This window comes from Blastomonas sp., assembly GCF_046294995.1.
GTDB lineage: Bacteria > Pseudomonadota > Alphaproteobacteria > Sphingomonadales > Sphingomonadaceae > Blastomonas.
In genome coordinates, this window is the sequence record NZ_JBKBOG010000003.1 from 46,328 (window position 1) to 70,550 (window position 24,223).

Below are 24,223 nucleotides of genomic sequence, written 5' to 3' on the forward strand. Positions count from 1 at the left end.
GTTGGCCTAGAGCGGGATTCCCGCGTTCGCGGGAATGACGGACGTATGTAGCGCGTTTAGCCACCCACCACGGCGTATTGCGCATAGCCGCGATACAGGTGGCGGTGGTCGATCAGCAGCCCGCGCTGATGCGCGACATGCTGCACCACTGGAGCCAGATCGGTGCGCGGGCTGACCTGAAACCGCGCCAGCCAGGCGTTCAGTCCGCGGGCGAACCAGCCAGGCAGGCTGTTCTGATCGCCGAAATCGACCAGGTGCATCCTTCCGCCCGCCCTCAGTGCATCGGCGCCTGCTGCGACCGCCATCTCCCATCCGGGCACCATGGAGAGAGTGTACGAGCAGAACACCCGATCAACCCCGCCGATCCCGAACAGCCGCTTGCAGGAAAATGCGGTCGCATCGCCCTTGACCAGTTGGATCCGTTCCTGGAGCCCGGCCCTGCGCACCGACGCCCGCGCGTTGTCCAGCATCGCCTCCGAAATGTCGAATCCCAGGAATTGTGCATCGGGGTAGCGCCGCGCTGCCACAATCAGATTGCGTGCGGTGCCGCAGCCCATTTCGAGCACGACACCGCCCCGCGGAGGGACAAGCTCGGCGATCAGCCGGTCGCGCCCGAGCAGGTAATATTTGCGCGTCAGATCATAGATATGCCGCTGGGTGCGATAAATCGCGTCCATGCTGTCGGCGTGGTCGGATGTCGGCATGCTCGCATCATTTGAGGACATAAAGGTGAACCCCGCCATAGATCGAGGAACGGTCGCGCGCGGTGTATCCGAGCGAGTCTTCGGCGCGATAATCCCATTGGCCAAGCAGGGCGTCAGGTATCCGACCGGGCAACAGGCTGGGCTGCGCGGCGGTGCGGAACAGCACCCGGGCATCAGGACGGGCGGTGCGGGTGATCTCGCTCCACAGCAAGGTAAGCTGCTGATCGTTCATCCAGTCCTGCGCGTCGAGAAGAACATAGCGGTCAAGGCTGGCGTCGGCGCTCGCCTGCAGCCGTTCGACGAAATTGGCGTGCTCGACCTCGACCCTGCCCGCACGGGCGCGGATCACGTCATAATTCGCAGCCTGCAGATAGGGCGGCAGCGACATGTCCGCGCCCTGGCCATAGCCGCGCCCGAAGGCCTGCCAGGCGAAGTAATTGTCGCGGATTTCAAAGTCGCACGCCAGTTTTTCCAGTCGCTTGCGCAGCACATCTGCCATCTCTTCGTCACCGGCAAGCGCTTCGAACTGCGCAGGCGGAATGCCGAGGCCGAACAGCGCAGGTGGCTGATCGGTGAGCCAGCGGACGAACTTCTTGTCGAACACCGGCGCCAGATGCTGCTCGAAAATTGCGCGCTGTTCTTCCAGTGTCGAAGCGGTCAGCATCATCTTGAGTTCGATCTTGTACAGCCGCGCCAGCAGATGCGCGGTCCCGATAAACCCGCCGAGCAGTCCGCGCTTGTACAATCCGCTGCTGAAACCGCCGATGCGCCTGCGCCCAGCGAGATCACGGCCTTCCCAATAGCTGCGGCTGGTCTCATCCAGATGCGGACGGACGAACTCCTTGTAGGCACGCAGGTTCAGCTTGCTATCTGCCTGGCCGAAAAAACGATGGAAGTGCGCGTAGTCCGGCAGATGCTGTGCCGCTGCCACCTTGAGCTTGTTCAGCGCGATGTGCGCGGTGTTGAGATCGACCGCGATGATCTGCGCCGGGTCTGCAATAAGATAGGACAGCACGTTGCAGCCGCCTGATGCGATGGTGATGATGCGGCTGTCGCGCTGGATGGCCAGCGCCTCCATATCGACCACCGGGTCTTCCCAGATCTGGGCGTAGACCAGCCCCTTGAAGGCGAAGGCGAAGGCCCGCTCGAACAGCCCCTGTTTGCTGGTGGTCGCCGATTGGGTTACCGCTTCTGCGATCTTGGTATTGCGCATCGTGCCGGCCATGTCGCCTTGCCCCCTTGCTCAGTGGTTGAACCTCTGAATGGGCGCGCTAAGCCGCTTGCGTGACCCGCGCATGACGGATCGGCGACTCCGCCTGTCACAAAACCATTGATCCAGACGCAAAGAGGCCCGCCGGTCTGGGGGGACCGGCGGGCCTGTGGTGCGCACTGGGCTAAGGGGTTAACCCGGCATCACCACGGTGTCGATCACGTGCACCACACCGTTGCTCTGCATGACATCGGTCTGGGTTACGATCGACTTACCGCCCTTGGCGTCGGTAAGGACGACATTCTTGCCCTGCAGCGAAGCGGTGAGCGTTCCACCCTGCACGGTCTTGATCAAGGCCTTGCCGCCGCCCTGCTTGATCAGCGCGACCACATCGGCTGCGGTCACCTTGCCGGCAACGACATGGTAGGTAAGGATGCTGGTCAGGGTCGCCTTGTTCTCGGGCTTCACCAGCGTTTCGACGGTACCGGCGGGCAGCTTGGCGAACGCGTCATCGGTGGGCGCGAAGACGGTGAACGGGCCGGGCGACGCCAGCGTATCGACCAGACCTGCCGCCTTGACGGCAGCGACCAGCGTCGTGAGGTTGGGGGCTGCACTGGCATTTTCGACGATGTTCTTGGCCGGATACATGGCGGCACCGCCGACCATCGTGTGATCTGCACCCTTGTGATGGTTGGCGATTGCCGGGCCGGCAAGAGCGAGGGTCGCCGCAGCGGTTGCGGCAAGAAGGCTGGGGGCAAGAGTTTTCAGCATTAGGCGAATCTCCGTGGGTTGGTCCGTACCCGCCGGGGAAGCGGGATACGGGGGCAGCTACGGAGGGAAATGCGCGCCGGATGCGGGCGGGTTAACAAATGTGGAATTGAACCATTTTCATTTCGCCGGTAAACGCAGGATGCTTGCACGAAGGGTACACGACGTCCCTCGACTTCGCTCGGGAACACGGGAGGTGGAGACAGCCTCGCTGAAAGACGCGCAATCAATATGCGTCGAATGGGTCCGCTTCCCCCTCGCCATCTGTCCCGAGCGAAGTCGAGGGACGTATGCACAAGCTTTGCGAACGCCAGAAGAAGAAATAGACCTTCGGTAGTTCGGATCAAATCCGCTGCAACCGGCCCTGGGCGACCGTGGGCGCGCTGGGCTTGTCGGGATCGGGCAGCACCTTGGGCTCCATCGTCAGGATCAGCTCGCTGACCTGATCGATGAACTGGCGATGCCCTTCGGGGACCACGATGCGGGTGACGCCGCCGCGCTGCAGACGGCCCAGGCGCCGGGGCTGCCCGTCTGCCGGTACAATCCACAATTCGGGCTCGGTCTCGGTGACCGGCATGCCTTCGACGCGCACCAGCATTTCCGATGTGCCGCTGTCATAGCGCGCGGTGAGCAGCAACCCGTCGATCGGGCCGGTCAATTGCGCGACGGCGACATCGGCATCGGCCTGCGGCACCGGTCCGGTTGCTTCCGGTGATGGCCACACCAGCGCCAGCGCCAACATGGCAGCGACGGCAGACGCGGCAAAAGTCGCGAGCTTCCAGCGACTCTGTTGAGCAGGCAGCGCAAGCGCTGACATAGGAGCAAGCGCTGCTTCGGCATCTATCGCCTGGTCGATCCGCTGCATCAGTCCTTCTGCAGGCGCGATGTCTGCGAAGCCGTCGTACAAAGGCGCGAGCCGCGTCCGCCACGCCTCGACCTCAGCCGCAAAACCAGGATCGGACAGCATCAGACGCAGCGCAGCCGCACGCTCGGTGCCTTCCAGCAGGCCCAGAGCCAATTCGGCCGCCGTGACGGACCGGTCAGGCATGGAATCACTGCTCACGCGACAGGCACTCCTTCAACTGCATCAGACCGCGGCGGATCCAGCTTTTGACCGTGCCCACCGGCTTGTCCATGGCTTCGGCGATCTCGGGATAGCTGAGCCCCTGATAAAACCCTGCCTTGATCGCCGTGGCGCGGATCGGCTCAAGCTCCTCAAGGCACGCGAATATCTGCGCGCGCTCGCCCGATCGGGCCAGATCGGCCGAAGGATCGGCGCTGTCATCGGCCAGCGTGTCGGCAAGATCGGCGGGCAGCGGGTCTTCATAACGCTGGCTTCTGCGCCAGTCGATCGCGGCGTTGCGTGCAATGGCGCACAGCCAGGCGATCGCGCTCGCCTTGGCCGGATCGAACGACCCGGCACGCTGCCACACCTTCAAATACACGTTCTGCAACACGTCCTCCGCCGCACCCCTGTCGATGCAGATACGCAAGCAAACGCCGTGCAGTTTCGCGGACGTCATCGCATAGACGGTGCGCAGCGCTTCGCGGTCCTGCTGCGCCACGCGAATCAATGCCGATTGCAGGTCCGCCCTGCGGCTCTCGCTGGCTGGCGTCACCGCCCGCTCACGATGCGAGTGCTTTGGAAAACAGCGCCGGATCGACGTTTCCGCCCGACAGGATGATCAAAGTCCGGTCGTCGACCTCGACCTTGCCCGCCAGCACCGCGGCCAGTGCCACCGCGCCGCCGGGTTCGAGCACCAGCCGCAACCGTTCGTGCGCATGCCGCATCGCGCGGAACACCTCTTCATCCGAAACACTGACTGCGTCGGCCCGGCGTTCCTTGAGGATCTCGTAGGTCAATGGCGACACCAATGGTGTCTGCAGCGCATCGCACACGGTATCGGGCGCGTTGGCGGGTACGGGGACGATCTTCTTGCCGCGCAGGGATTTGCCCATGTCGTCCCAGCCATCTGGCTCGACGACGGTGATCTTTGCGCCGGGCATGGCCAGCGCGATTCCCGCCGCCAGACCGCCGCCGCCGCAGCACGAGACCACGCGGTGCGGATGGATCCCGGCCTGGGCGATGATCTGCACCATCGCCTCGAGCCCGGTACTCCCCTGTCCCTCGATGATCCAGGGATCGTCGAAGCTGGGCACCACGACCGCGCCGGTTTGCGCCGCAATACGCTCGGCGATGGCGACGCGGTCCTCGCTGCGGCGATCATAGGTGATGACCTCGGCGCCATAGCCGCGGGTCGAATCGATTTTGCGCCTGGGTGCGTCGGCGGGCATGACGATGGTCGCCTTGATGCCGAGCCTTTTTGCCGCCCAGGCGACGCCTTGTGCGTGGTTGCCGCTCGAGAACGCGACGACGCCGCGCGCGCGCTCTTCCTCGGTCAGGTCGGACAGCCGGTGCCAGGCACCGCGAATCTTGAACGACCCGATGGGCTGCAGGCACTCGGCCTTGCACCACAACGTCATGCCGTCATGCTTTAGCGGCATCAGCGGTGTCGGAGGCAGGATCGCCGAGATTTTCTTGGCGGCGCGCTCGATGCCTTCGCGGCTGGGTTTCCGATCGGGAGGAAGGGGATCACTTGGTTCTGTCATGCAGAGCCTCTATATGCACCCGCTGACAGCAATTCCAGCAATAAGGATGAGACGGCTTTGGGCAAGATTCTGGTGATCGGTGCAGGCGGCGTAGGTTCGGTCGCGGTGCACAAGATGGCGATGAATGCGGATATTTTCTCCGAGATCACACTCGCGAGCCGCCGCGTGGCCAAATGCGACGCGATCGCCGAATCGGTTCTGGCGCGCACCGGCGTCAAGATCGCGACGGCCGAGGTCGATGCCGATGACGTCGATGCGACCGCAGCGCTGATCGAGCGGGTGAAGCCCGATCTCGTCTGCAATCTGGCGCTGCCCTATCAGGATCTCGCCATCATGGATGCCTGCCTGCGCACCGGCGTGCACTACATGGATACCGCCAATTACGAACCGCGCGACGAGGCCAAGTTCGAATATGGCTGGCAATGGGCCTATCACGACCGGTTCAAAGATGCCGGTCTGATGGCATTGCTCGGCTCGGGCTTCGATCCCGGCGTCACCAGCGTGTTCGCCAGCTATATCAGGAAGCATCTGCTCGACCGGATCGACACGCTCGATATCCTTGATTGCAACGGCGGCGATCACGGCCAGCATTTCGCCACCAACTTCAATCCCGAGATCAACATCCGCGAAGTGACCGCGCCTTCGCGGCACTGGCAGGATGGCGAGTGGGTCGAAGGACCTGCGCTCAGCCACAAGCAGGTCTTCGATTTCGAGGCCGTCGGTGAGAAGAACATGTACCTCATGTATCATGAGGAGCTCGAATCGCTCGCCAAGCATTACCCCGAGATCAAGCGCATCCGCTTCTGGATGACCTTCGGAGATGCGTATCTCAAGCATCTGGAAGTGCTGCAGAATGTCGGCATGACCCGGATCGATCCGGTGATGTACGAAGGCCGCGAGATCATCCCGCTGCAGTTCCTGAAAGCCGTGCTGCCCGAGCCTTCATCGCTGGGCGAGACGACCAAGGGCAAGACCAACATCGGCGACATCGCCACCGGCACGAAGGATGGCCAGGACAAGACCGTCTATGTCTACAACATCTGCGATCACGAGGAAGCGTACGCCGAGACCGGCAACCAGGCGGTGAGCTACACCACCGGTGTTCCTGCGATGATTGGCGCGGCGATGATTTTGACCGGCAAATGGACCGGCGAAGGGGTGTTCAACATGGAGCAGTTCGATCCCGATCCGTTCATGGACATGCTCAACCAGCACGGCCTGCCCTGGCAGGTGAAGGAACTCGACGCGCCGCTGGCGTTTTGAGCCTTTAGCGCTCTCCCCTTCAGGGGAGAGGGTTGGGAGAGGGGGACACCCCGAAACAAAAACTGGGTCGGCGAGAGCATATTCCCCTCTCCCCGGCCCTCTCCCCTGAAGGGGAGAGGGAGTGAGTTATGGAAACCAAGGCTGGCGATCCCGGCGCGTTCCGGCATTTCGACTTGCACCGCGTCCCCTCGCCCGCTTTCGTGGTCGACGAGGCTGCGGTGCGGCGCAATCTGGGCATTCTCGCCGATGTCCGCGACCGCGCGGGCATCAAGATGCTCGCGGCGTTGAAGGCGTTCTCGTTCTGGCATCTGGGCAGCGTCGTCGGCGAGTATCTCGACGGCACCTGCTCGTCGGGCCTTTGGGAGGCGCGGCTGGCGACCGAGCATTATACCGGCGAAGTCGCCACCTATTGCGCCGGGTACAAGGCCGAAGACCTGCGCGAAATCCTGACGCTGTCCGATCATGTCATCTTCAACAGCCCCGGCCAGATCAGCCGATTCGCCGGATTGATCGATGAAGCCCGCGCAAATGGCCAGCAGTTCGACATCGGGCTGCGGATCAACCCCGCGTTGCCGCTGGGCGAGACACCCAAATACGATCCCTCGCAGCCGCACAGCCGCCTGGGTCATCCGGTCGATCAGCTCCGCCCCGAACACCTTGCGGGCGTCTCGGGCATCCACTTCCACTCTTTGTGCGAACAGGACCTGGTGCCGCTGCAGGAGATTTGGGCCAAGCTCGAACCATTGCTCGAACCTTATTTCAACCAACTGAAATGGCTCAATTTCGGTGGCGGACATCATATTACGCGCGCCGATTATCAGCGCGACGAACTGGTCGATTTCCTGATCGCGGTCAAAGCGCGCACCGGGTGCGAGATCTATCTCGAGCCGGGCGAGGCGGTGGCGCTCGATGCGGGTATCCTGGTCGGCGAACTGCTTGATGTATTCGACAACGGGATGAAGGTGGGAATCACCGATATCTCGGCGACCTGCCATATGCCCGATGTGATCGAAGCGCCGTATCGCCCGGCCATGCTCGGCGAACGGCCCGACGCGCAAGTGATACGGCTTGGCGGACCGTCTTGTCTCGCGGGTGATATCATCGGCGACTATGGCCTGCCGGGGCCGATGGAGCCGGGCGAGCGTTTCGCGTTTCTCGACCAGGCGCATTACTCCATGGTAAAAACCAATACATTCAATGGCGTACCGCTGCCATCTATCTGGCTATGGAACAGCGAAAACGACAGCCTGCAAGAAATCCGGGCGTTTGGCTACGAGGCGTTCCGCGACCGTCTAGGATAAAAACCTCGCACAAATTTCCACTTTACATGCTGGCGGTGACGCCCTATTTACGCGGTCCGCTGCCCCAGGGGGACTTCCAATAACCGCAAGGCAGCCTTGTCGTTTTATCTGTTTTTTGGGGGTCCCTTGAGTTGCACAATTTCCTTGATGCGCTGGAGCTGATTAAGGCTCTGACACCGGCACAGCCGGTTACGCTGGACCGACCGCAAGCGGCGACGCGCGCGGCGAAGTTCTTCGTTGATCGTTTTCCCGGCAAATCGCTGTATGCGGTCAAGGCGAATCCTTCGCCCGACCTGCTGCGCGTGCTGTGGAATGCAGGTATCACCCATTTTGACGTCGCCTCGATCGCCGAGGTCCGGCTGGTGGCTGAAACGCTTCCGGATGCGACCTTGTGCTTCATGCACCCGGTCAAGACCCCGGAGGCAATCGCCGAGGCCTATACCGTTCATGGCGTGCGCGTGTTCTCGCTCGATTGCCGCGAAGAGCTCGACAAGATCGTGGAAGCCACCGGTGCGCCCGAAGATCTGACGCTGTGCGTTCGCCTGCGGGTGTCGTCGGAGCATTCCGAACTCAGCCTTGCGTCGAAGTTCGGTACCGAGCTCACCGAAGCGCGCGATCTGCTGATGGCAACCCGCCAGGCCGCTGACAGCCTCGGTATCTGCTTCCATGTCGGCAGCCAGGCGATGAGCCCGCACGCTTATGTCCAGGCGCTTGACCGCGTCCGCGCGGCGATCGTCGACGCATCGGTCACCGTGGACGTCATCGATGTCGGCGGCGGTTTCCCATCGGCCTATCCCGGCATGCAGCCCCCGCCGCTCGAGGATTATTTCGCGATCATCGAACGCACCTTCGAAAGCCTGCCGATCAGCTATTCGGCTGAACTGTGGTGCGAGCCCGGCCGTGCGCTGTGCGCCGAGTTCAATTCGATCGTCGTGCGCGTCGATCGGCGCCGTGGCGACGAACTGTACATCAACGATGGTGCCTATGGCGCGCTGTTCGATGCTGCGCATATCGGTTGGCGCTTCCCCGTCCGCTATCTGGGCGACACGCGCAGCAGCACGATGGCCGATTTCGCGTTCTTCGGCCCGACCTGCGACGATATCGATTACATGGCCGGCCCCTTCCCGCTGCCTGCGGACATCAAGGCCGGGGATTATATCGAGATCGGCATGATCGGTGCTTATGGCGCCACGATGCGCACCGCGTTCAACGGCTTTGGCACCAGCGAGCATTATACCGTTGCCGACGAACCGATGCAGTCGATGTACACCGGCGAGGCCCGCCCGCACTGGCGCGCCGACAATGTGGTCAGCATCAACCGCTGACGCAGATACGGTGCACTAAATACGTTGCACCAGATACGTTGCGATTGACAATCTATTGAGGCTGACGCAGTTTCCACCCCTGTTCCGCAGGGGGGGGAAACTGCCGATGTCCGCTAATGTTCTGACGCCAGCCGCGGTGCTGGTGCTCTGGTCAATCGTCGTGCTGTTCTGGATGGCGGGGTCCCGGCTGCCCCAGGCGAAGAAAATGGGCGTCGATATCTCCAAGGCGGTCGGCGGTCGCGGCAGCGATCTCGACCCTGCGATGCCGCCACAGGTCGCCTGGAAATCGCACAATTATGCGCACCTGATGGAGCAGCCGACCATCTTTTATGCGACGATTGCAATTCTGGCGATTGCAGGCGCAGGCACCGATAGCATCAACGTCGCCTTGGCCTGGGGCTATGCCCTGATCCGGATCGTGCACAGCATCTGGCAGGCCACGGTCAACAAGGTACAGACCCGCTTCCTGCTGTTCCTTGCCTCGACGCTGTGCCTGATCGTTCTCGCGATCCGCGCTTTGCTCGCAACGCTTTAAGGGGGACCAGCCGTGACCATTTCGATTCTTCAACCCGTCGTCATCCTGCTCGCCTGGACCATGGTCATGTGGCTGTGGATGTATGTCACGCGCATCCCGGCGATGCAGAAGGCGAAAATCGATGTCGCCAATCTCAAGGGCGGCACCGGCAAGGATCTGGATGCGATCCTGCCCGCAGAAGTGCAGTGGAAAGCACACAATTACAACCATCTGCTGGCCGAACCGACAATATTTTATGCGGTGTGTCTGGTGCTGGCCATCATCGGCCATGGCGAGGGCATGAACCTGGCCATCGCCTGGTTCTATGTGGCGCTGCGGATCGCGCATAGCCTGGTGCAGGCAACGGTCAACCGCGTCGCGGTCCGTTTCTTCCTGTTCGCGCTATCGAGCCTGAGCCTGATCGTACTGATCTTCCACGCGGCGATCCCGATTTTCGACCTGCATATCGGCTGATCCGCATCACGCCCGCACGAACAGGCTGGCCAATTCTACATGGGTCGACCAGCGGAACTGCCCCACCGGCCACAAAGTCTTGAGCGTGAAGCCTGCGTCACAAAGCATCCGCGCATCGCGGGCGAATGTGGCCGGGTTGCAGCTGACATAGCACAATCGCTCGAGGCCTGATGCTGCAATCGCGGCGATCTGCGCCTCGGCGCCGGCGCGCGGCGGATCAAGCACCAGTCCGTCGAACTTGTTCAACATATCGGCCTGCAGCGGATTGCGGAACAGGTCGCGATGCTCGGCGAAGACGGCAAGCTGGCGCGCATTGGCCGACTGGGTCAGCGCCAGCACCGGATCGCGCGCAGCCTCGGCGGCGTAGACCTTGCGCCCCGGCGCGCTCAGGTGAAACGCAAAGCTGCCGAGGCCCGCAAACAGGTCCGCCACCATCCTGCAGTCGGTCAGCGCCTCGCGTGCCGCCGCCGCCAGTGCCGCCTCGCCATCGACCGTTGCCTGCAGGAAGCTTGCATGCGGAAACCGCACGGCAACCTCGCCAAAGCTGACCGTGACCGGCACCGGCTCGTATTGCGTTTCTGGCCCATAGCCCTGATCGATCGACAGGCGCGCCAGCGTGTTCGCCTCGGCGAAGCTCGAGAGCAGTTCGTGCTCGGCCACCGAATCGGGCGCAAGGCCAGTGATCAGGACATCGACACCCTGATCGACCTCGGCCAGTTCGACCTGCCCGGAAAGCTTGGGCTTCGGCCATTTCGCGATCAGCCCGCGCACAGCCATCATGACGTCAAACAGTCGTGGCGTCACGATTTCGCAGGTGCGGATATCGACCAGATCGTGGCTGCCCTGCCCGGCAAAACCCAGCGTTACCGCCGATTTCTGACGCGTGAAGCGAAGGCTGGCGCGCCGACGGCTGCGCGGGGGTGACAGATGTACTGGGCGTACCTCGCCAATTGCGATACCCTTGGCGATCAGCGGCCCAGTTACCCGTTCGCGGACGAAATCGGCCAATGCAGTGTCGTCGAGATGCTGCAGGCTGCAGCCGCCGCACTTTCCGAAATGCGGGCATGGCGGCGTGGCGTGGTGTGGGCCAGCGACGATCACCCCTTCGGCCGTGATCGTATCGCCAGGCGCTGCGCCAGCGACATGACGCCCGGACGCGGTGACACCATCGCCGCGCGCGGCCACCCGCACGATCACATCATCGTTCAAGACAGAACTCCACCGCCAGCGGCAGCGCTTGAGTAAGCTGCCATGCCGTAAAGGCTGGCCCCGCGAACCGCGCCGCGCGGTCATGCAACCAGACCGCTTCGGCCGTCGCATGCAGCGGTTGCACGCCGTTGGCAAGCCGTGCGGCGATGCATCCCGCCAGAACGTCGCCCGTGCCAGCCACCGACAGCCAGCTGCACCGGCGGTCAGCGATGATCACGCGTCCGTCGGGCGACGCGATCACGCTGTCGGCTCCCTTGTAGAGTATGCAAGCTTTCAGTTCCCCAGCCAGATGGGCCGCAGCGAAGGCCTTGTTGGGATTGTCCGTGCCTTCGCCTGCCAGCGCGACGAATTCGCCATGATGGGGCGTGAGCACGACGGGGACGGAGCGGTCGGACAGCGATTGCTGGCAGCTTTCAAGCAGATGCAGTGCGTCGGCATCGAGCACGAGCGGGTGCGGACAAGCCAGTGCGGCCGCGACTAGAGCCTGCGCTGTATCGTCGCGCCCGAAGCCTGGCCCCGCAACCACCGCTCCGATCCGGGGGTCGGCCAGCGCATCCGCCGCCGACCCGGCATCCTCGGCGCGGACCCAGACGATATCCGCAGGCAAGTTGGCAGGCGGCTTGCCTGCCCCGATGATCTTGACATAGCCCGCCCCGGTTCCCTGCGCCGCGCGCGCAGCCAGCAGGGCCGCCCCCGGCATAGCACCTGCCAGCACCACGACGAGCCCCCGCCGATACTTGTGCGACCGGGCGGTCGGCGGCGCCAAGGCCGGCTTGATGATGCGCATGGCAGCGTCATCCGGGGTGGGGACGCCGATGTCGATCAGGCTGACCGAGCGACAGTCGCTCGCCACGGGTTCAAGCAGATGCGCGTATTTGTAGGCTCCAAGCGCCAAGACGTGGTCGAACGGCACCGGATCGTTGAGCCAGACGGCACGGTCGGCATCCGCACCGCTGGGCAGATCGACCGCAAAACTGCGGCGCGATGCGGTCACGAGCGCGGAGAACTTGCGCCAGACGGCATCATCAATCGCGCGGGTCAATCCGCTGCCGAACAGGCAATCGACGACCTGCGCTTTCGGCACGGCATCGGCGAGCGCGATGACGTCACCTTCATAACGGGCCCGTGCATTGCGCGCAGCCTCGGTGCGCGGTTCAGTCATCGCGGCGACCGTGACTGTAACCGCCTGCTGCCACAAAAACTGTGCGATAACATAGCCATCGCCGCCATTATTGCCGGGTCCGCACAATACAAGCGTGGGCGTCTTGCCACCAATCCGCCAGATCATCTCGCCGGCGGCCTGCCCGGCGCGACGCATCAGCGCATCAACCGATACGCCGGTATCGAACACCCGCTGCTCAGCCGCGACCATCTGCGCGACCGTCAGCACCGGGCCGCCGTTGTCAACCACCGCCCGCGCCGGGCTTGACCGTGGCGGGCAACCGATAGCGGTCTCCCCCCACCGAAAGCTGGATCCGGCCATCGGTCAGCGGCGTCACCACCGCTTCTTCCGATCCATCGGCAGCGACCAGTCCGCGTCCGTCGCTGACGATCTCGAACCGGCGGAAGCCTCCATCGGGGTGACGCATCACAAGCTCGCGCCTTTCGCCATTCTGCACACGCTCTGCATCGCACTGCTCGGTAAACTCGGTCTCGTCGCCCAGCGCGCATGTGATGCGGGTTTCTTCGCCGCCGGTGAGCGAATTAGGTTCCGAAGGCGCGCAAGCCGCCAGCGCAGCGATTGCACCGAGCGCCAGCAGGGCATCAGATGTCCGCATAAACGTGCCGCTCCGCTTTCGCGCCCGGATGGGTCAGCGCGCCCTTGCTGGCAGGCCCGACATTCTGGGCATAGCGCCACAGCGCGCCCGACTGATAGTCGTTGGTGCGCGGCTGCCAAGCCTTGCGCCGTTCGGCGAGTACCGCTTCATCGACCAGCAGGTCGATCGTGCCTGCTTCGGCATCGATCGCAATGGTGTCGCCATCCTCGATCAGCGCGATCGGTCCGCCATCGGCTGCCTCGGGCCCGACATGGCCGATGCAGAAACCACGCGTTCCGCCCGAAAAGCGACCATCGGTGATCAGCGCGACGCTTTCGCCCAGGCCCTGGCCGTACAGCGCCGCGGTGGTCGACAGCATCTCGCGCATTCCCGGGCCGCCCTTGGGCCCTTCATAGCGGATGACGATGACCGAGCCTTCCTTGATCTGCCGTGCCTCGACCGCCGCAAAGCAATCCTCCTCGCAATCGAACACCTGCGCCGGGCCGGAGAATTGAAGCCGGGCCATCCCTGCGACCTTGACGATCGCGCCATCGGGCGCAAGCGAGCCCCTGAGGCCGACGACGCCGCCGGTCGGGCTCAATGGTGCCTTGACGTCATAGATCACCTTCTGGTCTGGGTTCCAAGTGACCTCATCGATGTTCTCGCCCAGCGTCTTGCCCGTCACGGTCATGCAATTGCCGTGGAGCAGCCCATTGGCGAGCATCGTCTTCATCAGCATGTAGACACCGCCGGCCTCGTACATATCCTTGGCGACATAGCGCCCGCCGGGCTTGAGATCGGCAATATAGGGCGTCGATTTGAACATTTCTGCGACGTCGAACAGGTCGAAGTCGATCCCCGCCTCGCTCGCCATCGCGGGAAGATGCAGCGCGCCGTTGGTCGATCCACCGGTCGCCGCGACAACTCTCGCAGCATTTTCAAAGGCTTCGCGCGTGCAGATGTCACGTGGTCTGATGTTGCGGGCGAGCAGTTCCATCACCTGAGCGCCCGCTGCGATCGCGATTTCAGCGCGTGACTGATACGGCGCCGGGACCATGTTGCTGTTGGGCAGCGACAGGCCGATCGCCTCGCCGACGCATGCCATGGTGTTGGCGGTGAACTGGCCGCCGCATGCACCATGGCCAGGGCACGCGACCTTCTCGAGCGCGGTCAGATCCTTGAGCGGGCAGTTGCCCGCAGCATGCTGTCCCACCGCCTCGAAAACATCGACCACGGTCACGTCCTTGCCGTCGAAATGGCCGGGCAGGATCGATCCGCCATAGACGAAGATCGACGGCACATTCAGCCGCAGCATCGCCATCATCATCCCAGGCAGTGACTTGTCGCATCCGGCAAAGCCGACCAATGCGTCATAGCAGTGCCCACGCACCGAGAGCTCGACCGAGTCGGCGATCACTTCGCGGCTGACCAGCGAGCTCTTCATCCCCTGATGGCCCATGGCGATACCATCGGTCACGGTGATGGTGTTGAACCGGCGCGGCATGCCGCCTGCGGCATTCACGCCATCGCGGCACACATCCGCCTGTGCATTCAACGTAGTGTTGCACGGCGCACTGTCGTTGCCTGCGCTGGCGATCCCGACGAAAGGCCGTCCGATCTCTTCTTCGCTCAATCCCATCGCGTAGTAATAGCTGCGGTGCGGCGCACGCTCCGGCCCAACCGAGACATGGCGGCTTGGCAGTTTCGACTTATCGAACGAATGTGTCATGATGAGGCCTTTCTTTGGCGGCGCTCTTTCCAAAAACGGGGGCGTTACGCAAGTCTGTTGCTGCAGTGGAGCAAAACTGGCGCGAGCGCTTCGGCCATCCGGCGTGCGCCTGCATCGTCACCAACAAGATCCTGGCGCATCTCGACGCCGAGATATGGAAGCCCGCGCGCTTCTGCGTGCAGGTTCATCGTCGCGTTGAGCACCGTGCCTGCATAAGGCAGCTGATCGCCGACCCGCAGCCCCGCCTGCCCCACCATCGGAATGGCGAGCCGCGCTGCGCGATCGTCGGTGTTGTAGAGAATGCCGACATCCCATGGCCGCTGCTCCTCGGGCCGGGTGGCCAGTTGCGGGGTGAAGCTGTGCAACGATAGGATGAACGGACGGTCAATCGCATCGAGGGTGCGCGTAACCGCAGCGTGATAGGGCCGGTAATAGGCGACCAGGCGCGCCTCGGCATCGGCATCGGAATTTCCCGGAATGACGACGCCATCGCTGACCGTGGGAATCAGTCCAGGGGAGTCTTCCTCGCGGTTGAAATCGATGACCAGCCGAGACACCCCGGCCAGCACGGCGCCGCAGCCCAGCGTTGCGCACAGCGCACGGGTGACGCTTGCGACACCGATGTCGATCGCGATGTGCTTGTCGAGCTCATCCGGAGCAATGCCGAGGTCGATACCGGGCGGGACGCAGTTGCTGGCATGATCGGCGATGATCAGAATGTTCGATGCCGAGCTGTCGGACCGACCTACAATAATTTCATAGGGTTGGAAGACACTCATCGTACCGCACCGCACATCGTCCACCAGTCGGGATAGGCCCGATCGATCGCCTGCCTTGCCTCGTCGGCTTCGGCGCGGTGATCGAACAGGGCAAAACAGGTGGCCCCGCTGCCCGACATCCGCGCCAGCACGACGCCGGGCATCGCGCCCAGCACATCGAGCACCGCGCCGATCTCGGGCACCAGCGCGCGCGCCGGGGGTTCCAGATCGTTGCGGCCTTCGGTGATGATGGCATCGAGGCTTGCGCTGTCGAGCGGTCCGCGGTCGTGCTGGTCCCAGGCCGCGAATACCGGCGCGGTGCCCAGCGGGACGCCGGGGTTGACCAGCAGCATCGACATGCCCGCCAGCCCGGGCAGGTCGAGCGGCGTCAGAGCTTCGCCGCGACCTTCCACCCGCAACGTGCGGCTGATGACGCAGGCGGGGATATCCGAGCCAAGCGTCTCGGCGATCGCGCACAGGGCCGGGTCGTCGAGGCGGCAGTCCCATAGCCGATTGAGCAGCCGCAGCGCAGCCGCGGCATCGGCCGACCCGCCGCCGATCCCCGAGGCGACGGGAAGGTTCTTGGTGAGGTAGAGGTTGGCGCCCCAGTGCGGCAGGGGTTCTTGCGCCCCCCTTTCCGAGCTCCCGAGCGAAGTCGAGGGACGTTCCGCCAGGGGTAGCGCGTACGTCCCTCGACTTCGCTCGGGACAGGCGGAAAGGGTGAGAGCCTGAGCCGCGCGCAGCACCAGATTGTCCGGCCCGTCGTCCAGTCCCGCTGAGAACGGGCCATCAATGCTCAGCGTGACCACCCCATCGTCGCGGCGCTCTGCGCGCAGCACATCGCCCTGATCGACAAACGCGAACAGGCTCTCGATGTCATGATAGCCATCACCCCGCCGCCGCCGCACGTGCAGCGCCAGATTGACCTTGGCATAGGCGGTTTCGATCAGCACGGGTGCTCCACTGTCAAATCCTCCCCTGCAAGGGGAGAGGGAACCACGAAGTGGTGGAGGGGTGACACCGGTGCGCGAACGTGGACACCCCTCCGTCATCGCTCCGCGATGCCACCTCCCCTTTCAGGGGAGGAATTAACCGATTCACATGTTCGGATAGTTCGGGCCACCGCCGCCTTCGGGCACCACCCAGTTGATGTTCTGGCTCATTTCCTTGATGTCGCAGGTCTTGCAGTGGACGCAGTTCTGCGCGTTGATCTGGAACCGCGGATTGCCCTCTTCCTCCCCGACGATTTCGTACACCCCGGCGGGGCAGTAACGCTGCGCGGGTTCATCGTACAACGGCAGATTGTACGTCACCGGCAGCGCAGGATCCTTGAGCTGAAGGTGAACCGGCTGGTCTTCCTCGTGGTTGGTGTTCGAGAGGAACACCGACGACAACCGGTCGAAGGTGATCACGCCATCGGGCTTGGGGTAATCCGGCTTCTTGTAAAGGTCGGCGCGGCCCATGTGCTTGTAGTCGGGGTCGTGCTTCATCGTGATCGGCAAACCGATTTTCAGCTGGCGCATCCACATGTCGATGCCCGCCAGCACGGTGCCCATCGTGCCGCCGAACTTGTCGACCAGAGGCTCGACGTTCTGGACCTTCTTCAGCTCGGTGGCGATCCAGCTGGCGTTGAGGTTCTCCTGATAATCGGTCAGTTCGTCGGAGCTGCGGTCCGCCTGGATCGCGCGGAAAGCGCTTTCTGCGGCCAGCATGCCCGACTTCATCGCGGTATGGCTGCCCTTGATCCGCGGCACGTTGACGAAGCCTGCGCTGCAGCCGATCAGCGCGCCACCCGGGAACGCCAGCTTGGGGACGGACTGCCAGCCGCCTTCGTTGATCGCGCGCGCGCCGTACGAGACGCGCTTGCCGCCTTCGAGGATCGAACGGATCTCGGGGTGCAGCTTCCAGCGCTGGAACTCGTGGAACGGCGACAGATGCGGGTTCTGGTAAGACAAGGCGACCACGAAGCCCAAGGCGACCTGGCCGTTGGACTGGTGATACAGGAAGCCGCCGCCCCATGCGTCATCGAGCGGCCAGCCCTGGGTGTGGATCACCCTGCCCGGCACATGCTTCTTGGGGTCGATATCCCACAGTTCCTTGATGCCGATGCCATAGGTCTGCGGCTCGCAATTGGCTTCCAGATCGAACTGTCGCTTGAGGATCTTGGTCAGGTGTCCGCGCGCGCCTTCGGCAAAGAAGGTGTAGCGGGCGTGCAGCTCGAGCCCCGGGGTGTAATCGGGCTTGTGCTCGCCATCCTTGCCGATGCCCATGTCGCCGGTGGCGACGCCCTTGATCGAGCCGTCCTCGTTGTAGAGGATTTCCGCCGCCGCAAAGCCCGGGAAAATCTGCACTTCGAGCTCTTCGGCCTTTTCGGCGAGCCAGCGGCACAGGTTGCCGAGGCTGCCGGTATAGGTGCCCTTGTTGTGCATGAACCCCGGCGTGGTAATGTGCGGGATCGCGAACTTGCCGGTCTTGCTGAGCACCCAGTGGTGGTTTTCGGTCACCGGGGTATCGGCCATCGGGCAACCCTGCTCGCGCCAGTCGGGGAGCAGCTCGTCGAGCGCGATCGGATCGATCACCGCGCCCGAAAGGATATGGGCGCCGACTTCGGAACCCTTCTCGATAACGCAGACTTCGATTTCCGCGTTGTTTTCCGCCGCCAGCTGTTTGAGCCGGATCGCCGCAGCAAGGCCTGCAGGGCCTGCGCCGACGATCACGACGTCAAATGGCATGGATTCGCGTTCACTCATCATTCGTTCCCCGTTGCTCAGGACCGGTCCTATGCCATAAGGGCAGTGCGATGGACCTTCCCGATCACTCCAATAGTGCCGCGTGGCCCAAGTCAACCCGCTTTGGCGTGCTTTGGTGCTGGCTGCGATGAACGGCGACCTGCAACTGGCGCGCAGCCTGGTCGATTGGTGGCAGCTAGCCGGGGTGGAATGGGACTATGCCGAAACCCCGACCGACTGGCTCGCAGACGATGCGCCCGAAACCCGGCCCGATCCCGGACCTGCAGTCTCGGCAGCGGCGCATCCCGTGCAGCGGACTTCGCCTCCTCCAGCGACGCCCAAGCCCATCGCTCCGCCGATCGCCGAAGTCGAGCTGCCGGGTGACCTCGCCGCGTTCCAGCTGGCCTGGCAGCAGGGGCAGCTCGGCCCGGATGATGGCGAAGGGCACTATATCGCTCCTGCAGGCACCGCAAACCCGAAGGTGATGATCATCACCGGCGCGCCCGAGAAGGACGACCGCGAGACCGTTCTGTCGGGCATGGCCGGGACGCTGATCGACAATATCGTCCGGGCGGCAGGGTTCGAAAGCGAGCAGGTATACCGGGCATCGTTCTATCCGCGCGTGGTTCTGGACGGACGCGCAGCCGCGACCTATCTCGACCACTGGCGGCGCGTCACACTGCATCACATCGCCCTGGTGAACCCCCAAATGCTCATGGTTGCAGGCGGCGACACCGCCAGAGCGCTGCTAGGCCACGATCCATCGCAAAAGCCGCCAATTTTACATTTTCTTAACCATGGTGACCGGACAATCAAAACAGTTGTGATGCGCCGGCCCGGATTGATGCTTCATCGCGGCATCCCGGAAAAGCCGATGGCGTGGCAAAGTTGGCAATTGTTGCTCGTGGGGTAAAATGTCGCTCAAAAAAGCCTGGATGATCGCCGCTGCGGCGCTCGCGATGACCACCCAGCCTGCGCTGGCGGAAACATCGTCGTACAGCTATTTTTCGGACCGCGTCGCCAAGACGCAGGTTCCCGATCAGCTGTCTTCGGCCGAGCGGCAATATTATGGCGAAGTGTTTGCCGCGATCCGTGGCCAGGATTGGGCCAAGGCGAGCGTGCTGCTCGATAGCCGCGAAAAGGGCTTGCTGCACGATATCGCGCGTGCCGAGCTGTATCTGGCCGCGAATTCTCCCCGCGTCGAGATGGGGCCGTTGCTCAGCCTGCTGAGCGCCGCACCCGAACTTCCGCATGCCGAACGTCTCGCCACGCTTGCCACCAAGCGCGGCGCGACAATCCTCCCCGATCGGCCGATGACGGTGAAGATGGCGAGTTTCGCCGGTGTCACCCGTCGCGGCAAGCCACGCAGCATATCCGACGGCACGGTGCCTGTGGCATTGGCGGCGCTGATCCAGGAACGGATCGTGGCCGATGACCCCGCCGGCGCTGCGCTGGCGCTGGCCCAATACCCCGATCCGCTGAGTCCCCATGCGCGCACCGAGCTGCAGCAGCGTGTGGCGTGGTCCTATTACATCGAGAACCGCGACGACGAAGCGCTGGCGCTTGCCCGCGTCGCCGCCGGCGGCGCAGGCGACTGGGTGGGCGAAGCGCACTGGACTGCAGGGCTCGCCGCCTGGCGGCTGGGCGATTGCGTCTCTGCGCTGCAGGGATTTGAAGGTGCTGCAGCCAGCGCCTGGAACGAGGAACTTCGCGCCGCCGGTTATTATTGGGGTTCGCGCGCGGCAACCCGCTGCCGCCGCCCCGATCTGGTCCAGGCCAATCTGCGCGCCGCCAGCCAGTATGGCGAAACGCTATATGGCGTGCTCGCCGCCGAGCAGCTGGGCATGGCCGGCCCCATCGTGCGCGCGCCCGATTTCGGCGATGGCGACTGGAAGCAGCTCAAGAACCGCCAGAACGTCCGCCGCGCGATTGCTTTGGGCCAGATCGGCGAATCCACACTTGCCGATCAGGTGCTGCGTCACGAGGCGCAGATTGCAGGCGACAGCAGCCATGATGCGCTGCTGCGGCTGGCGCGCGATCTCTCCCTGCCGCAGACCCAGATGTGGCTGGCGCACAACGGACCGCAGGGCAGCCGCCCGGACAGTTTCGCACGCTTCCCCTCGCCCCGTTGGGTTCCCGTCGATGGCTGGCGTGTCGATCCTGCTCTGGTCTATGCCCACACCTTGCAGGAATCGAACTTCCGCAGCGATGCGCGCAGCGCCGCCGATGCGCGCGGCCTGATGCAGGTCCGCCCCGGAACCGCGCAGGACATGGCGCGCGCGCGTGGCCAGTCGCTCGACGCCAACCAGCTTTACCAGCCTTCGACCAACCTCGAATACGGGCAGCGCTATCTTGAATTCCTGCGCGATCGGCCCGAGACCCAAGGGCTGCTGCCCAAGATCATCGCTGCGTACAACGCAGGTCCGCTGCCGGTCAGCCGCTGGAACGACAAGGTCAAGGATGGCGGCGACCCGCTGCTGTTCATCGAATCGATTCCCTATTGGGAAACCCGCGCCTATGTCGGCATCATCCTGCGCAATTACTGGATGTACGAAAAGCAGGCGGGCGTGACGTCGAAGAGCGCGCAAGGGCTGGCACAAGGCATGTGGCCCCGCTTCCCGCATGCGGGCGGAATGGAGCTGGTGCGCGTCGGCACTGTCCTGAACAACTGACCGATGCCGATCGACGAATCCAGGGTCTTCAAGCCCATCAACATCGCGCTGCTGACGATATCGGATACGCGCACCGCCGCTGACGATACTTCGGGCGATATCCTTGCCGAGCTGATCAAGGGCAAAGGCCACAGGCTGATCACCCGCGCGATAGAGCGCGACGATGTCGGTGCACTGGTCAGTCGGCTCAACAACTGGATCGACGATCCTCAGATCGATGCGATCATCTCCACCGGCGGCACGGGCCTGACGGGGCGCGACATCACCCCCGAAGCGCTCGACCGGGTGAAGGAAAAGGACATACCTGGCTTTGGCGAGCTGTTCCGCTGGCTGAGCTATCAGACCATCGGGACCAGCACTATGCAGTCGCGCGCGTGCGCGGTGCTGTCGCGCGGCACCTATATCTTCGCACTGCCCGGATCGAACGGCGCGGTGAAGGATGGCTGGAACGGCATCCTCGACGAGCAGCTCGACAGCCGCAACCGCCCGTGCAACTTCATCGAGCTGATGCCGAGGTTGCGCGAAACCTGAGTGCTGCGATCGCGGGTCATGACCTGCCCGCAGCCTCGAGCGCCGGATTTGCAGGGTCGGCCACGCCGATGCCCAGCCGTGTCGCCACCCATTTGATGCTTGGCCCCTGGATGACGCTCGACAGCAGAACCACGAAGAACACGATGTTGAAGATCGTGAACGCGCCGGGCACGCCCGCCACCATCGGGAATGTCGCGAGCACGATCGGCACCGCACCGCGCAGGCCTGCCCATGATACGAACAGCTTGGCGCGCCAGTCGAGCGAGCGGAACGGCGCGAGGCACACGAACACGCTGAGCGGCCGCGCGACGAACATCAGCACGAAGGTGATGCCCAGACCCGGCGTGACCACATCGAGCAGATTGCTCGGGGCGACGAGCAGGCCGAGCGTGAGGAACATGACCACCTGGCCAAGCCAGGCCAGACCGTCCTGGAAGGTCGAGATGATCCGGCGGGCGTCGTAAACCCGGTTGCCCGCGACCAGGCCCGCGACATAGGCAGCGAGAAATCCGTTACCGCCGATGACTTCGGCAAGGCCATAGCCGATCAGCGCTGCCGCGATAGAAATCACGAACGCAAGCCCGCTGCTCTCGTAGAATTTGCGCTTCAAAAGTTCGGGTAGCAGCCAGCCGATGGCAAGGCCGATGCCGGTACCCAGTGCCATCTGGCCGAAAAAGTCGGGGACCAAGGCCAGCGGCGATGCACCGGGCTGCGCGATGAACAGCAAAGCCGCGCCGACCATGAAGATCGCCATCGGATCGTTGGTGCCCGATTCCAGCTCGATCAGCGCCGGTACCTGCCCGCTCATGTCGATCCCGGTCGAACGCAGGATTGCAAACACCGCTGCGGCATCGGTCGAAGCGATCACCGATCCCAGCAGGAACCCCTGAAACCAGTCGAAATCCAGCAACATCACCGCCGCAAGCGCAATCACCAGCGCACTGATCGCCACCCCGAAGGTCGCCAGAACCAGCGCCGGTCGCACCATCGGCCGCACCGAAGACCAGCGCGTATCCATGCCGCCGGAAAACAGGATGAAGATCAGGCACGCGACGCCGACCCCCTGGGTCAGCACATAATCGTCGAACCGCATGCCGCCGGGTCCATCCACCCCCGCCAGCATGCCCAGACCCAGGAACCCGATCAACGCCGGCAGCCCGAAGCGGCTGGTCAAGGTTCCGGCGATCACCGTCGTCAGCAGAAGCGAGCCGATGACGAGCAGCGCTATGTCGAGAGAGACTGTCATCATCGCAACGCCAAAGCACCTGCGCGCCGTGATAGCAAGCCGTGGCCGACGCGGACGCCCGTTGATTCAATGGCGGTTGCATTTGTTCTGTTTTTGTTTCACACATGCTGGCATGTCCATCCTGCCACCTGTGAGGGGTCGCGGCGCCCCGGCCAACCAGTCATCCCAGCGCTTCGGCCTGCCGGTGCGCGAGGCAGATGGCGACTGGCTTGATGACCAGCAGGTGATCGACGATGCGCCGCCGCCGCTGCGCACCACCGTCACCATCGAGCATCCACGCTCGATCCTGTCGCGCAACACCTCGCCCGACCTGCCCTTTGACCAGTCGGTCAACGCCTATCGCGGCTGCGAACACGGCTGCATTTATTGCTATGCGCGGCCTACCCATGCCTGGCTCGACCTGTCACCGGGGCTCGATTTCGAAAGCCGGCTGTTCGCCAAGCCCGATGCGGCCAGGCTGCTGCGTGCGACGCTGCGCAAGCCGGGCTATGTTCCCAAGGTCATCGCTCTGGGCACCAACACCGACCCGTATCAGCCGATCGAGGCCGAGTATCGCATCACCCGCGAGATCCTCGAAGTGTGCCTAGAGGCGCGCAATCCGGTGGCGATCACCACAAAGTCGGACCGGGTGCTGGCCGACATCGATCTGCTGGCCGAGATGGCGCGGCACGATCTGGTCGCGGTTGCACTCTCGGTGACGACGCTCGACGGGGCCATCGCGCGCACGCTCGAACCGCGCGCCGCCGCCCCGCGCAAACGGCTGGCGGCGATCCGTGCGCTGGCCGGGCGTGGCATTCCGGTGCACATGAACGTCTCGCCGGTGATCCCGGGAATCACCGACCACGAAATCGAGGCGGTGGTTGCCGCAGGGGCGCAAGCGGGCGCGCTGTCGGCCTCGTTCATCCCGGTCCGCCTGCCGCACGAGGTCGCCCCGCTGTTTCGCGCCTGGCTCGACGCGCATTTCCCCGACCGCGCGGCCAAAGTGATGGGCATCATCCAGGACATGCGCGGCGGCCGCGACAACGACCCCGATTTCGGCACAAGAATGCGCGGGCAAGGGCCGTGGGCCGAACTGATCCGCACACGCTTCCGGATTGCGCTCAAGCGCGCGGGGCTGAACCGGCACGAGTGGAAGCTATCGGTCGAGGGGTTCCGCGCGCCTGCCGATGGGATGCAGGGCGAGTTGTTTTAGCAAAAATTGGTTGGAGAGAATGTCGGTTCTTGGAGTTTAGCTGCTGGGCCCAATATTGACTGAACTTGGGTGGTGAGCGGAATAAGCATCCCGCAACTGCTTTGGTCTGACGAGCCATGCTACGGATATGCAAGCGGACGCAACTAGCCAGCAAACGATGTGAAACAGCGCCGAACCGCCATCAAGTGAACGGACCAAATTGTTGGTGCCGGAGGGCAGGCTAAAACAATC

At 63.7% G+C, this 24,223-nt stretch carries 23 protein-coding genes; 9 read left to right on the forward strand and 14 right to left on the reverse strand.

The features are described 5' to 3' along the window. Window positions 1-56 precede the first annotated feature (56 nt). The 6 genes from ACK4R0_RS06075 to ACK4R0_RS06100 all read right to left on the reverse strand — a co-directional run bounded on the left by ACK4R0_RS06075 (window position 57) and on the right by ACK4R0_RS06100 (window position 5,292). Window positions 57-704, reverse strand: coding sequence for a class I SAM-dependent methyltransferase (locus tag ACK4R0_RS06075; RefSeq protein ID WP_409671766.1), 648 nt, complete (start codon window positions 702-704; stop codon window positions 57-59). A gap of 7 nt (window positions 705-711) precedes the next feature. Further along, window positions 712-1,929, reverse strand: a complete 1,218-nt coding sequence (locus ACK4R0_RS06080; RefSeq protein ID WP_409671768.1) for a DUF3419 family protein — start codon at window positions 1,927-1,929, stop codon at window positions 712-714. A 177-nt stretch (window positions 1,930-2,106) separates the two neighbouring features. Then, window positions 2,107-2,685, reverse strand: coding sequence for a fasciclin domain-containing protein (locus ACK4R0_RS06085; protein WP_409671770.1), 579 nt, complete (start codon window positions 2,683-2,685; stop codon window positions 2,107-2,109). Between the two features lie 340 nt (window positions 2,686-3,025). Then, entirely contained in the window at window positions 3,026-3,745 is a 720-nt protein-coding gene (locus tag ACK4R0_RS06090) for an anti-sigma factor domain-containing protein (RefSeq protein WP_409671773.1), read from the reverse strand. Next, window positions 3,735-4,247, reverse strand: a complete 513-nt coding sequence (locus tag ACK4R0_RS06095) for a sigma-70 family RNA polymerase sigma factor (protein WP_409671776.1) — start codon at window positions 4,245-4,247, stop codon at window positions 3,735-3,737. Before ACK4R0_RS06095 ends, ACK4R0_RS06090 begins: the two co-directional genes overlap by 11 nt. Window positions 4,248-4,308: 61 nt before the next feature. Then, window positions 4,309-5,292 (reverse strand): threonine/serine dehydratase, encoded by a 984-nt coding sequence (locus tag ACK4R0_RS06100; protein ID WP_409671779.1) that lies wholly within the window; start codon window positions 5,290-5,292, stop codon window positions 4,309-4,311. 57 nt (window positions 5,293-5,349) lie between these two features. On the opposite strand from ACK4R0_RS06100, the gene ACK4R0_RS06105 reads away from it, so the two are divergent. From ACK4R0_RS06105 to ACK4R0_RS06125, 5 genes are all read left to right on the forward strand, one after another. Further along, entirely contained in the window at window positions 5,350-6,555 is a 1,206-nt protein-coding gene (locus tag ACK4R0_RS06105) for a saccharopine dehydrogenase C-terminal domain-containing protein (RefSeq protein ID WP_409671782.1), read from the forward strand. 128 nt (window positions 6,556-6,683) lie between these two features. Next, window positions 6,684-7,856, forward strand: coding sequence for a carboxynorspermidine decarboxylase (locus ACK4R0_RS06110; protein ID WP_409671786.1), 1,173 nt, complete (start codon window positions 6,684-6,686; stop codon window positions 7,854-7,856). A 131-nt stretch (window positions 7,857-7,987) separates the two neighbouring features. Then, the gene (locus tag ACK4R0_RS06115; RefSeq protein WP_409671789.1) at window positions 7,988-9,181 is read left to right on the forward strand and encodes a type III PLP-dependent enzyme; all 1,194 of its coding nucleotides are present in this window, start codon (window positions 7,988-7,990) and stop codon (window positions 9,179-9,181) included. A 106-nt stretch (window positions 9,182-9,287) separates the two neighbouring features. Next, window positions 9,288-9,716, forward strand: coding sequence for an MAPEG family protein (locus ACK4R0_RS06120; RefSeq protein WP_409671792.1), 429 nt, complete (start codon window positions 9,288-9,290; stop codon window positions 9,714-9,716). 12 nt (window positions 9,717-9,728) lie between these two features. Continuing rightward, window positions 9,729-10,169, forward strand: coding sequence for an MAPEG family protein (locus tag ACK4R0_RS06125; RefSeq protein ID WP_409671795.1), 441 nt, complete (start codon window positions 9,729-9,731; stop codon window positions 10,167-10,169). Window positions 10,170-10,175: 6 nt separating this feature from the next. On the opposite strand, the gene ACK4R0_RS06130 is transcribed toward ACK4R0_RS06125, so the two are convergent. From ACK4R0_RS06130 to ACK4R0_RS06160, 7 genes are all read right to left on the reverse strand, one after another. Next, window positions 10,176-11,378, reverse strand: a complete 1,203-nt coding sequence (locus ACK4R0_RS06130) for a class I SAM-dependent RNA methyltransferase (protein ID WP_409671797.1) — start codon at window positions 11,376-11,378, stop codon at window positions 10,176-10,178. Continuing rightward, window positions 11,368-12,789 (reverse strand): NAD(P)H-hydrate dehydratase, encoded by a 1,422-nt coding sequence (locus ACK4R0_RS06135; protein ID WP_409671800.1) that lies wholly within the window; start codon window positions 12,787-12,789, stop codon window positions 11,368-11,370. Before ACK4R0_RS06135 ends, ACK4R0_RS06130 begins: the two co-directional genes overlap by 11 nt. Beyond that, complete coding sequence (locus ACK4R0_RS06140; protein WP_409671803.1) at window positions 12,782-13,156, reverse strand: hypothetical protein; 375 nt, start codon at window positions 13,154-13,156, stop codon at window positions 12,782-12,784. Before ACK4R0_RS06140 ends, ACK4R0_RS06135 begins: the two co-directional genes overlap by 8 nt. Continuing rightward, complete coding sequence (gene ilvD, locus ACK4R0_RS06145) at window positions 13,143-14,864, reverse strand: dihydroxy-acid dehydratase (protein ID WP_409671805.1); 1,722 nt, start codon at window positions 14,862-14,864, stop codon at window positions 13,143-13,145. Before ilvD ends, ACK4R0_RS06140 begins: the two co-directional genes overlap by 14 nt. A gap of 44 nt (window positions 14,865-14,908) precedes the next feature. Further along, window positions 14,909-15,643, reverse strand: a complete 735-nt coding sequence (locus ACK4R0_RS06150) for an N-formylglutamate amidohydrolase (protein WP_409671808.1) — start codon at window positions 15,641-15,643, stop codon at window positions 14,909-14,911. Next, window positions 15,640-16,575, reverse strand: coding sequence for a 4-(cytidine 5'-diphospho)-2-C-methyl-D-erythritol kinase (locus ACK4R0_RS06155; protein ID WP_409671810.1), 936 nt, complete (start codon window positions 16,573-16,575; stop codon window positions 15,640-15,642). The genes ACK4R0_RS06150 and ACK4R0_RS06155 overlap by 4 nt, the downstream gene beginning before the upstream one ends. A 144-nt stretch (window positions 16,576-16,719) precedes the next feature. Continuing rightward, entirely contained in the window at window positions 16,720-18,372 is a 1,653-nt protein-coding gene (locus ACK4R0_RS06160) for an electron transfer flavoprotein-ubiquinone oxidoreductase (RefSeq protein WP_409672227.1), read from the reverse strand. Window positions 18,373-18,454: 82 nt separating this feature from the next. Here ACK4R0_RS06160 and ACK4R0_RS06165 point away from each other — a divergent pair, with 82 nt between their 5' ends. The 3 genes from ACK4R0_RS06165 to moaB are packed head-to-tail and all read left to right on the forward strand — an operon-like array spanning window position 18,455 to window position 21,554. Beyond that, window positions 18,455-19,264, forward strand: a complete 810-nt coding sequence (locus ACK4R0_RS06165) for a uracil-DNA glycosylase family protein (RefSeq protein WP_409671813.1) — start codon at window positions 18,455-18,457, stop codon at window positions 19,262-19,264. Window position 19,265: 1 nt separating this feature from the next. Next, window positions 19,266-21,023 (forward strand): lytic transglycosylase domain-containing protein, encoded by a 1,758-nt coding sequence (locus tag ACK4R0_RS06170; RefSeq protein ID WP_409671816.1) that lies wholly within the window; start codon window positions 19,266-19,268, stop codon window positions 21,021-21,023. 3 nt (window positions 21,024-21,026) lie between these two features. Then, window positions 21,027-21,554, forward strand: a complete 528-nt coding sequence (moaB, locus tag ACK4R0_RS06175; protein ID WP_409671819.1) for a molybdenum cofactor biosynthesis protein B — start codon at window positions 21,027-21,029, stop codon at window positions 21,552-21,554. A 16-nt stretch (window positions 21,555-21,570) separates the two neighbouring features. Here the strand turns inward: moaB and ACK4R0_RS06180 are convergent, their stop codons facing one another. Continuing rightward, window positions 21,571-22,803, reverse strand: a complete 1,233-nt coding sequence (locus ACK4R0_RS06180) for a potassium/proton antiporter (RefSeq protein WP_409671822.1) — start codon at window positions 22,801-22,803, stop codon at window positions 21,571-21,573. A 109-nt stretch (window positions 22,804-22,912) separates the two neighbouring features. Between ACK4R0_RS06180 and ACK4R0_RS06185 the strand changes: the two genes are divergently transcribed. Beyond that, on the forward strand, window positions 22,913-23,992 hold the full coding sequence (locus tag ACK4R0_RS06185; protein WP_409671825.1) for a PA0069 family radical SAM protein: 1,080 nt from the start codon (window positions 22,913-22,915) through the stop codon (window positions 23,990-23,992). Window positions 23,993-24,223 lie beyond the last annotated feature (231 nt).